The following is a 2,548-nucleotide window of genomic DNA, read 5'->3' as shown; positions in this document are numbered from 1 at the left end:
CCGGAAAGTCCACTGAGGGAAATAAAACGTGAACTGCGCTCCATCATGCTGCGGATATGCGAAAGGTCTTCCTGATAATTTTTTGACTCCATAAAAAGAACTTTGAAATGCAAAGTTATTATTTTTATTGAACTGACAAAACATTTTTTTAAAATGTACATAAAACTTAAGCTACAAATTCAGATGATGAATCTAAACCCGAAAAATTGTATCTTTATAACCAAATTTAAACATGTTCGATAACTTCAGACATACCATGGAAAGGCAGTGGTTTGGTGTTCTTACAAGAATGGGCGCTAAACTGGGGATTCCTGTCTCAAAACTGCGCGTGTTCTTCATTTATTCTACTTTCGCCACCGCGGGTATTTTTTTTCTGATCTACCTTGGCCTCGCTTTTACCCTTTGGATTAAAGATATGTTCATCACCCGACGGCCAAGCGTTTTTGATCTTTGATTTTATCTCCAAAAGCATCATTTGAATTTTTCAACGGCTTGAAACTTGTATTGAGCATAAAGCATACAGCCTTTATTTTTTATGGAATATTTACAGATTACATCGTTCGACGATTACCGGGTCGAAGAAATTTACAAGTCCTATTGCGAAACTTTTCCGGAAGACGAGCGGCGCAGCGAACAGCAGTTCCGGCATCTCTTTTCGAACCCGAGGGTTAAAGTCTTTTCAGTTCTAAAAGATTTAAAAAATATCGGTTACCTCATTTCCTGGGAATTAACCAACTTCGTTTTTATTGAACATTTTGAAATATTTTCTGAATTTAGAAGTCTAAAATACGGCTCCGAAATCATCAGTCATCTTTACAAAAACTATTCGCACATCGTTTTGGAAGCCGAACCAGAAGATCAGGACGAAAATGCAGCAAGAAGAATTTCGTTTTACGAGAAAAACGGTTTCATGGTGATTGATGAGAATTATGTACAGCCATGTTACGACCCGGAAAAAAACTCACTTAATCTGTGGCTTTTAGCCAACTGGAAACCCGAAAAAACCGACTGGATTAAAGAGGAAATTTATGATGTAGTGTACTGTTAAGCGGAGGACTCAAAATATGAGCCTGCTAAAACTAAAAAACCAGCTGCTAGAAGAAGATGATTAGGTGAAGCCAAAAGCCAGTGGCCAACCGCGCCTAATCAACTTCGTATTCCAATTTAATCGTAATGCTGGCTTCTTTTTCCTTTGAAGAAGTATTGAAAGTTCCGCCGTAAGAAAACTCCTCCGTAGAATTGGGTTCAGTAATCTGAGTGACACCCATCGTCGCTTTTTTCAGATTCCCAAGTTTTGCACCTGCATTTTCGGCAATTTTTTCGGCGCGCTGTTTTGCGTCTTTAGTCGCGTCCGCGATCATCTGTTGTTTTACATCCGCCAGTTTCGTGTAAAAATAATTGGGCGGTGAAGAAGTAAATTCTATCCCAAGATTGATAATTTCTGTAATATTACGGGAAAGATTTTCGATCTTAGCCACATCCTTACTGTCGATGGAAACCCGCTGAGAAAGCTGATATCCCGCAAACGTCTGCTGACTTCTGCCCATATTATCGGTAGAATAATTAAACTGTTTCTGAATATCCACCGCTGAGAAAACCATTTCGTTTTTCGGAATTCCTTTGGAAGCCAGGTAATTTTCAATTACTTTTTTGTCATTGGCCAGTTCGTCATAGGCCGACTTAAGCTCGAAACTGTTGCGCGAAAAATTTCCGCTCCAGGCAATAAGATCCGATGTGAATTTCTTGGTTCCTAATCCGGTAACTGAAATGGTATTTTCCGACTTATTTCTATTCTTAATGGCGCTGCCTAAAAATGCAAGACCAATGATAAAGCCGGCGGCCGCAATAGCGATGGCAATAATAGTTTTGTTCATTTGGGGTAACATTTGATTCCTAAAGATAAGAAAAAATAAAACGCAGCTTTACAAATTTTAACCTTTTACGTAAAATCAGGTTCCTACTTTATGGGTTTTAATGTATTCGATATAAGCCATTTTCATATCAGAACTTATAGCAGCAATATCAAAACTTTTACGGTATTTTTTGGCCAGTGAATAACTGTTATCGGCATAAATTAAAAACCGGTCGAGATCCTCTTCGGTCCAGCCTCTCGACCAATAAAAACTAAGATCGATTTCTGTTTTTACCCGTCGGTAAAACGCTTGAGTTTCCGCATAATTGGCGGTGGTAATAGCCGAACTGGTTGCTTTACTTACCAAACCTACAAGAGCAGACACGGCCTTTACTACATCAACCTGTCCGGCATTGAAATCTTTCGGGGCAAATGCAGACGGAGTTTTAAGTTTAGGCGATGATTCTGTTGGTGGAGTTCGCATATAAGAGTCCATTGAAGAATTGAGCGCAACCACCCTTCTCGGTGGATCAAGAGATTTTACATCTTTCTTTAAATTACCCGATGCCTGAAAGGCAAGTTCAATTTCCTCGATTAAGTACGCCGATTTGGGAAGTGAAACATTTACCGGTGCGGAATAATGCTCTTTTGATATCTTCACAGAAATCCTGTCGTAACCGCTTTTCACAAAACGAA

General features: G+C 39.3%; 4 protein-coding genes. 2 read left to right on the top strand and 2 right to left on the bottom strand.

Features of this window, described 5'->3' with window-relative positions; translation table 11 throughout:
• The first annotated feature begins 232 nt into the window (after positions 1-232).
• Entirely contained in the window at positions 233-454 is a 222-nt protein-coding gene (locus V5N63_RS11585; protein ID WP_088468611.1) for a PspC family transcriptional regulator, read from the top strand.
• Positions 455-535: 81 nt separating this feature from the next.
• Entirely contained in the window at positions 536-1,048 is a 513-nt protein-coding gene (locus V5N63_RS11580) for a GNAT family N-acetyltransferase (protein ID WP_332034066.1), read from the top strand.
• A gap of 94 nt (positions 1,049-1,142) precedes the next feature.
• On the opposite strand, the gene V5N63_RS11575 is transcribed toward V5N63_RS11580, so the two are convergent.
• Together V5N63_RS11575 and V5N63_RS11570 are read right to left on the bottom strand one after the other, a co-directional pair.
• Positions 1,143-1,874 carry an SIMPL domain-containing protein gene (locus tag V5N63_RS11575; protein ID WP_332034065.1) on the bottom strand — a complete coding sequence of 244 codons (732 nt, stop codon included), beginning with the start codon at positions 1,872-1,874 and terminating at the stop codon, positions 1,143-1,145.
• A gap of 75 nt (positions 1,875-1,949) precedes the next feature.
• On the bottom strand, positions 1,950-2,548 hold a 599-nt coding region (locus V5N63_RS11570; RefSeq protein ID WP_332034064.1), incomplete at its 5' end, for a hypothetical protein.

The organism is Kaistella sp. (genome assembly GCF_032060305.1).
GTDB classification, from domain to species: Bacteria; Bacteroidota; Bacteroidia; order Flavobacteriales; family Weeksellaceae; genus Kaistella; species Kaistella yananensis.
The sequence above is the reverse complement of the archived record's forward strand: the minus strand, read 5'-3'. Positions and strand labels throughout refer to the sequence as shown.

Excerpts from the sequence above, each read along its gene's own strand:
- V5N63_RS11585 (WP_088468611.1), top strand. The coding sequence starts at position 233 with ATGTTCGATAACTTCAGACATACCATGGAAAGGCAGTGGTTTGGTGTT.
- V5N63_RS11580 (WP_332034066.1), top strand. The coding sequence starts at position 536 with ATGGAATATTTACAGATTACATCGTTCGACGATTACCGGGTCGAAGAA.
- V5N63_RS11575 (WP_332034065.1), bottom strand. The coding sequence starts at position 1,874 with ATGAACAAAACTATTATTGCCATCGCTATTGCGGCCGCCGGCTTTATC.